This window comes from Nonomuraea sp. NPDC003707, from assembly GCF_053587055.1.
The window spans coordinates 245,448-253,280 of sequence record NZ_JBSFNK010000017.1 but is presented as its reverse complement, the minus strand read 5'-3'; the positions used below and the strand labels follow the sequence as shown (position 1 = coordinate 253,280).

The 7,833-nt window shown below is 70.2% G+C and carries 5 protein-coding genes; 1 reads left to right on the top strand and 4 read right to left on the bottom strand.

The genetic code is table 11. From position 1 onward, the window contains the following. The coding region (locus ACWDRB_RS37420) for a LamG domain-containing protein (protein WP_449901878.1) at positions 1 to 1,614 on the top strand (1,614 nt) is incomplete at its 5' end. A 77-nt stretch (positions 1,615 to 1,691) separates the two neighbouring features. Here the strand turns inward: ACWDRB_RS37420 and ilvC are convergent. The 4 genes from ilvC to ACWDRB_RS37400 form a co-directional block, all read right to left on the bottom strand. Then, the gene (gene ilvC / locus ACWDRB_RS37415; RefSeq protein ID WP_350729809.1) at positions 1,692 to 2,675 is read right to left on the bottom strand and encodes a ketol-acid reductoisomerase; all 984 of its coding nucleotides are present in this window, start codon (positions 2,673 to 2,675) and stop codon (positions 1,692 to 1,694) included. 22 nt (positions 2,676 to 2,697) lie between these two features. Continuing rightward, entirely contained in the window at positions 2,698 to 3,222 is a 525-nt protein-coding gene (gene ilvN / locus ACWDRB_RS37410) for an acetolactate synthase small subunit (RefSeq protein WP_349450824.1), read from the bottom strand. Next, positions 3,215 to 4,954 (bottom strand): acetolactate synthase large subunit, encoded by a 1,740-nt coding sequence (locus ACWDRB_RS37405; protein ID WP_350729602.1) that lies wholly within the window; start codon positions 4,952 to 4,954, stop codon positions 3,215 to 3,217. Before ACWDRB_RS37405 ends, ilvN begins: the two co-directional genes overlap by 8 nt. 205 nt (positions 4,955 to 5,159) lie before the next feature. Further along, positions 5,160 to 7,787 (bottom strand): putative bifunctional diguanylate cyclase/phosphodiesterase, encoded by a 2,628-nt coding sequence (locus ACWDRB_RS37400; protein ID WP_449901874.1) that lies wholly within the window; start codon positions 7,785 to 7,787, stop codon positions 5,160 to 5,162. Positions 7,788 to 7,833 lie beyond the last annotated feature (46 nt).

Genomic DNA, 7,833 nt, shown 5'->3' with positions numbered 1-7,833 from the left:
GCCAACAGCGCCTGGAGCCCCTGGTGCGAGGCCACCGTGGACGCCACCGCGCCCGGCAGGGAGCCGGTCGTGACCTCGCCCCAGTACGCCGAGGAAGGCTGGAACGACGGCGTCGGCCTGGCCGGCACGTTCACGTTCGATCCCAACGGCGTCACCGACGTGGCCGCCTACGTCTACGGGCTCGACACCACACCCAAGTCCGAGGTCGCGCCCGCCGCCGACGGCACGGCCACGATCGCGCTCACCCCGCGCCACGACGGCCCCAACGTCCTGTCGGTACGCAGCAAGGACCGCGCGGGCCAGCTCGGCCCGATCCGCAGCTACGTCTTCAACGTCAACAGCGGCAAGGGCCCGAACGGCCACTGGGCCCTGGACGAGGGCCAGGGCACCGTGGCCGCCGACGCGGCGAACGCCCACCCCGCGACGCTGTACGGGGCCACGTGGACGACCGGTAAGACAGGCGCGGGGCTGAAGCTGGCCAACGCCTACGCCCAGACCTCCGGCCCCATCACCGACACCAGCCGCAACTTCACCGTCACCGCCTGGGCCCGCCTGACCGGCAACGCCGCGACCGCCACCGCGCTCACCCAGGAAGGCGGCAGGACCGGCGCGGTCTCGCTGCAGTACAGCAAGACCGACGACCGGTGGGCGCTGGTGCTGGCGGGCACGGACGCCGACAACGCGACGACCGTGCGCGCCCTGTCCGGGGCCGCACCCCGGTTGAACGAGTGGACCCACCTGGCCGGCGTCTACGACTCGGCCGCCCGCCAGATCTCCCTCTACGTCAACGGCAGGCTCGAATCCACGGTCGCCGCCACCTCGCCGTGGAACGCGGCCGGACCCCTCACCATCGGCCGCGGCAAGGTCAACGGCGCGGCGGCGGACCACTGGGCGGGCGACCTCGACGAGGTCCGCGTCTACGGCCGCGCCATGTTCGCCGATGAGCTCGCCGACCTGGTCAACAGCGCTGCCACGCTGGTCGGCCACTGGACGTTGGATGAGGAGTCCGGCCTGACGGCCGCCGACTCGTCGGGCAGGGGGACGCCCGCGACCCTGTCGGGCGGGGCCTCGTGGACGTCCGGCTGGCTGGACGGCGCGCTCGCGCTCGACGGCGTCAACGGCTACGCCCAGACCACCGGCCCCGCCGTCGGCACCAGATCCAGCTTCACCGTGGCCGCCTGGGTCCAGCTCGACTACCTGCCCACCACCGACACCGCCGCCGTGGCCCAGCCGGGCAGCCGGGCGGCCGGGTTCCAGCTCGGCTTCGACAAGGAACAGCAGCGGTGGACCCTCGGCATGAGGGCCGCCGACACCGACACCGCCGCCCTCGTACGCACCCGCTCCGACGCCATCCCCAACCCACTGGAATGGACCCACGTCGCCGGCGTCTACGACGCGCTGGCCGGCGAGCTGCGCATCTACGTCAACGGCCAGCTCTCCACCACCACCATCACGTCCCACGCGAGCGCGTGGAACGCCACCGGCCCGCTCCAGCTCGGACGGACCAAGGCGGCAGGTGCCTTCACCGGCTACTGGCCGGGGACCGTGGACGACGTGCGCACGTACGACGGCGTGCTGAGCGCCGAGCAGATCGCTCAGCTGGCCGCCCAGTAAGACCCGCTCAACACCGCCGGTAATACGGCAACGGGTGGGTGGGCCCGAGGCCCACCCACCCGTCATGCTCCGGCGTGTTACGCCTTCAGCCAGCTCATCATCGGACGCAGCTTGGCACCCGTCTTCTCGATCGGGTTCTCGGCCAGCTCGTCACGGTGACGCTGGAACTCCTTCTGGCCGCCGTCGAACTCCTCGACGAGCTGACGCGCGAAGGTGCCGTCCTGGATCTCGGCCAGGATCCGGCGCATCTCCTGACGGGTCTCGTCGGTGATGACGCGCGGGCCGCGGGTGTAGCCGCCGTACTCGGCCGTGTCGGACACGGACCAGTACATCTTCGAGATGCCGCCCTCGTACATGAGGTCGACGATCAGCTTCATCTCGTGCAGGCACTCGAAGTAGGCGACCTCGGGCTGGTAGCCCGCCTCGATGAGGGTCTCGAAGCCGGCCTTGATCAGCTCGGACACGCCGCCGCACAGCACGGCCTGCTCGCCGAACAGGTCGGTCTCCGTCTCCTCGGTGAAGGTCGTGCGCAGCGCGCCGGCGCGGGTGCCGCCGATGCCCTTCGCGTACGACAGCGCCAGGTCCAGCGCCTTGCCCGAGGCGTCCTTCTCAACGGCCACGAGACACGGCACGCCGCGCCCGGCCTCGAACTGGCGGCGGACGAGGTGGCCCGGGCCCTTGGGGGCGACCATGCACACGTCGACGCCCTCGGGCGCCTCGATGAGGCCGTAGCGGATGTTCAGTCCGTGGCCGAAGAACAGCGCGTCGCCCTCGACCAGGTTGGGGGCGACGTGGTCGGCGTACAGGTGGCGCTGGATGTGGTCCGGCGCGAGGATCATGGTGAGGTTGGCCTCCTCCACCGCCTCCGCCGGGGTGACGACCCGCAGCCCGTCGTTCTCCGCCTTCTCGCGGCTCTTGGAGCCCTCCGGCAGGCCGACACGCACGTCCACGCCGGAGTCACGCAGGGAGAGCGCGTGGGCGTGGCCCTGGCTGCCGTACCCCAGCACGGCCACGTGGCGCCCCTGGATGATCGACAGGTCGGCCTGGTCGTCGTAGTAGATCTCGGTCACTTGCTAATACCTTTCAGGCGGTACGGTCCAGTGCCCTGAGGGACCGGTCGGTGATGGAGCGGGCGCCGCGGCCGATGGCCACCATGCCCGACTGGACGAGTTCTTTGATCCCGAACGGCTCGAGGACCTTGACGAACGCCTCGAGCTTGTCGGGAGTGCCGGTGACCTCGATGGTCACGGCGTCGGCGGCCACGTCGACGCAGCGCGCGCGGAAGAGGTTGACCAGCTCCAGCACGTGGGAACGGCTGTCGGCGTCGGCCTTGACCTTGATCAGCATCAGCTCGCGCTGGACGGACTGCGACGTGTCGAGCTCGACGATCTTCAGGACGTTCACCAGCTTGTTGAGCTGCTTGGTGACCTGCTCAAGGGGCAGCTCCTCGACGCTGACCACGATGGTCATGCGCGAGATGTCGTCGTGTTCGGTCGGCCCCACTGCCAGCGAGTCTATGTTGAAGCCCCTTCGGCTGAACAACGCGGACACGCGTGCCAGTACGCCCGGCTTGTTCTCGACAAGCACCGACAGAGTATGCCTACTCATCCTCGTTCTCCCACTTGGGCGCCATGTCACGGGCGATCTTGATGTCGTCGTTGCTGGTGCCCGCCGGGACCATGGGCCAGACCATGGCGTCCTGGTGGACGACGAAGTCGACCACGACGGGCACGTCGTTGATCTCCATGGCCTTCTTGATCACGGCGTCCACGTCCTCGGCACGCTCGCATCGCAGGCCCACACAACCATAGGCCTCGGCCAGCTTGACGAAGTCGGGGATGCGGCGGACCGTCTGCAGGTCGGTGTTGGAGTATCGCTGGTCGTAGAAGAGCGTCTGCCACTGGCGGACCATGCCGAGGTTGCCGTTGTTGATGACGGCGATCTTGACCGGCACGCCCTCCAGGGCGCAGGTGGCCAGCTCCTGGTTGGTCATCTGGAAGCAGCCGTCGCCGTCGATGGCCCACACCGTGGATTCGGGGCGGCCCATCTTGGCGCCCATCGCGGCCGGGACGGCGAAGCCCATCGTGCCGAGGCCGCCGGAGTTGATGAACGTGCCGGGGTTCTCGTAGTCGATGAACTGCGCGGCCCACATCTGGTGCTGCCCGACCCCGGCCACGTAGTACGTGTCGGGCCCGGCGATCGCGCTCAGCCGCTCCATGACGTACTGGGGCGCCAGCGTGCCGTCCTCGTACGTCTCGTAGCCCAGCGGGTACGTCTGCTTGTAGCCGTTGAGCGTCGTCCACCACTCGGTGTAGTCGCCCTTCTGGCCGGACGCCTGGATCACGGCGACCAGGTCGCCGATGACCTCCTTGCAGTCACCCACGATCGGCACGTCGGCGTGGCGGTTCTTGGAGATCTCCGCCGGGTCGATGTCGGCGTGCACGACCTTGGCGTACGGGGCGAACGACGCCAGGTCGCCGGTCACCCGGTCGTCGAAGCGCACGCCCAGCCCGATGAGCAGGTCGGCCTTCTGCAGCGCGCCCACGGCCGACACGCTGCCGTGCATGCCCGGCATGCCCATGTGCTGCGGGTGGCTGTCGGGGAACGTGCCGCGCGCCATCAGGGTGGTGATGACCGGGATGCCGGTCAGCTCGGCCAGCTGCAGCAGCTCGGCGGAGGCACGCGCCTTGTGGACGCCGCCGCCGACGTACAGAACCGGCCGCTTGGACTCGGCGATCAGCTTGGCGGCCTCGCGGATCTGCTTGGAGTGCGGCCTGGTGACCGGGCGGTAGCCCGGGAGCTGCATGGTCGGCGGCCAGCTGAAGGTGGTGTCGGCCTGCAACGCGTCCTTGGAGATGTCCACGAGAACCGGGCCGGGACGGCCGGTGGAGGCGATGTGGAAGGCCTCCATGATCGTGCGGGGGATGTCCGCCGGGTCCGTGATCAGGAAGTTGTGCTTCGTGATCGGCATGGTGATGCCGCAGATGTCGGCTTCCTGGAACGCGTCCGTGCCGATGGCCGCGCTGGCCACCTGGCCGGTGATCGCCACGATCGGCACCGAGTCCATGTACGCGTCGGCAATCGGCGTCACCAGGTTGGTGGCACCGGGGCCGCTGGTGGCCATGCACACCCCGACCCTGCCGGTCGCCTGCGCGTAGCCCTCGGCCGCGTGACCGGCGCCCTGCTCGTGGCGTACGAGCACGTGCCGGACTTTGGTCGAGTCGTAGAGAGGATCGTAGGCCGGCAGAATGGCACCGCCCGGGATCCCGAACACTGTGTCGACTCCAACGTGCTCCAGCGCCCTCACCAGGGCCTGTGCACCTGTCATCCGTTCGGTCATCGGCTCGTTCCTTGCGTGGCTACTCGCTTAAGGACATAAAAAATGCCCCTTCCCACCGGGACGGCGGGTCTGGGGCGGCGCGCAGGTCGTCGTGCTTCGCTATCGGCCTGCGCGCCGGCGAAGTACTACGAGAATCTCACTGCGAAGCATGACCTACACCATAGCCGCACTGAATGCCCTGGTGCCAACTTCGTGGACACATGTCTCAAACAGTGAGACTCGTACGCATCAACGAGTCGACTCCGCGCGCCGCCATCGGCCGTGCGACCAGGAAGCCCTGACCCTTCGTGCACCCCATCCGCTTGAGCAGATCGAGCTGTTCGGGACGCTCTATCCCCTCTGCCACCACGATAAGCCCGAGGTCGTGGCCGAGCCGGACGATGGTACGGGTGAGCAGCGTCAGCGTGTCGTCATTGCCCAGCCCCGACACGAACGACGGATCGATCTTGATCATGTCGACCGGGAGCTGCCGCAGGAACGCGAGCGACGCGTAACCCGTGCCGAAGTCGTCGATGGCCAGCCGCACCCCGAGCGCCCGCAGCTCCGACAGCCGCTTGATCGTCTCCTCGGCGTCCTCGACCAGCATCTCCTCGATCACCTCTAGGGTGAGCGCGGAGGCCGGCAGCCCGCTCTCGGCCAGCGCCTCCTCGACCGTCTCGACGAACCGCGGCGCGGTGATCTGCCGGGCCGACAGGTTGAGCGACAGGCCGATGTCCCAGGACGAGGCCCGCCAGGCGGCCACCTCGCGGCACGCCTCGCGCAGGATCCACTCCCCCAGCGGCACGATCAGCCCGGTGTCCTCGGCCGGGCCCAGGAACTGCTCGGGCGGCACGAACACCGACCCGCGCCACCACCGCACCAGCGCCTCGACCGAGGTCACCCGCGAGGTGGCCAGATCGACGATCGGCTGGTATTCGATCGCGAACTGCTGCTCGATCAGCGCCCGCTGCAGGTCGGCCGCCAGCTCCAGCCGGCGCACCACGTCGGCGTGCATCTGCGCGGCGAACACCTCGACCCGCCGCCCGCCCAGCTCTTTGGAGCGCGCCATCGCGACATCCGCGTTACGGATGAGGTCTCCGGCCGGCATGTCGTCCTCGGTGAAGGCCACGCCCACGCTCGCGGTCAGCGCCACGTCGCGGTCGGCGACGCGGAACGGCTCCTGCGAGACCGCGCCTACGAGCCGCTCGGCCAGATCGACCGCGACCTGCGCGTCACCGCCCGTCTCCACGAGCACCGCGAACTCGTCGCCGCCCCATCGGGCGAGCGTGTCGTCGGCGCGTACGGCGCTCCGCAGCCTGCGGGCGGCCTGCCCGAGCAGGTAGTCGCCGCTGGCGTGGCCGACCGAGTCGTTGACCGAGGTGAACCCGTCGAGGTCGAGGAAGATGACCGCGACGTTGGCCGCTCCGGCGCCGGAGGTGCGCCCCGAGAGCACCTCGCGGGTGCGCTCCTCGAAGTAGGCGCGGTTGGGCAGCCCGGTGACGCCGTCGTGGAAGGTCAGGTGGGCGACCTGGTTGCGCAGCGCCTCCTCGTCGCTGACGTCCCTGGTGGTCACCAGCAGCAGCTCGTCGCCGCCGACGTGGCGGGTGGCGACCGACTCGGTGGGCCGCCACGTGCCGTCGGCCGCGCGCACCCGGCAGGCGATCAGGCAGGCGCCGGGCGCGGCGTTGTCCTCGTCGAGGTGCATGGCGCGCAGCGCGACCTGGATGCCGGGGACGTCCTCCGGGTGGATGTAGTCGAAGATCGACCCGCCGACCACGTCTTCGGGGCGGTAGCCGTACGTGACCTCGACCCCGGCGTCGATCTCCCGCACCACACCCTCGTAGTCGGCGAGGAACACCACGTCGCCGGTGCTCTGGGCGAGCTCCCTGAGCTGCCGCTCACCGAGCTTGACCAGGCCGCGCAGGCGCATGTTGGTCGCCGAGACGAAGAACAGGCGGACGATCAGGAGCAGCACCACGGAGACCGCGACCACCACGACGCCGGTCACGGGCCGCTCGGCCCCGCCGCCCACCAGGTGGGCGAGCAGCGTGCAGGCGGCCACGGCGACCAGCCCCATCGGCACCAGCGCGACCACACCTCCGACGGCGGACCTGCCCGCCGCGCCCGGAGTCGGCCCCCACGGGATGGCGGCGAGCAGCAGGAACGCGACAGGCGCGAGCATGACGGTCCAGATCTGCGGATCGCCGCCGTCGAGCCTGGCGACGCCGGCCGCCAGGCCCGCCACGGTCATGGTGGCGAGCACGCCGACGCCCGCCAGGCCGAGCGGCCACGAGGAGGCCCGGCTCGTCAGCACCGACGGGATCACGGCGCACGTCACCAGCAGCGCGATCATCGGCGGCAGCATGACCAGCGTGAACGCCGCCGGGTCCGCCGCGTCGTCGTAGACGTGCCGCAGCGCGGCCACCCAGCCGATCAGGAAGAGCGAGGCGGCGCACAGGTAGGCGTCGGTGACATGCCGTAAAACGACCCTGGCCGGGAATCTGCGGTCGGCGGCGATCAGCGCGCCTCCGGCCGTCACCACGGTGCCGAGCAGCACGAACAGGTCGGCGAAACTGACCAGGAAGCTCTCGGCGAACGGGCGCAACGCCACGCCGGCGGCCCAGATGACGGCTCCGCCGCCCATCCAGCGCGCGCCCAGCGCCGTCGGCCGGTGCCCGGCCGACTTCACCGAGGCGAACAACAGCGAACCGGCCGCGATCAGCGCCGCCAGCCCGCCGGCGACAGCGCCGGTGAGCAAGGCCTCACCGCGTACGCCGAGCGCGGCGGCGAAGGCCACCGCGCCTGCCGCCGCCGCGGCGGTCAGCGGCACCCGTGGATCACGCCAGCGGATCACAGTCGTTGCCCATCCCGTCTCGAACCCTGCACCTGCGACCGCCGAA

What these genes read in the sequence shown, in the direction of transcription:
- ilvN (WP_349450824.1), bottom strand. Translation starts at nt 3,222, where the DNA reads ATGAGTAGGCATACTCTGTCGGTGCTTGTCGAGAACAAGCCGGGCGTA.
- ACWDRB_RS37405 (WP_350729602.1), bottom strand. Translation starts at nt 4,954, where the DNA reads ATGACCGAACGGATGACAGGTGCACAGGCCCTGGTGAGGGCGCTGGAG.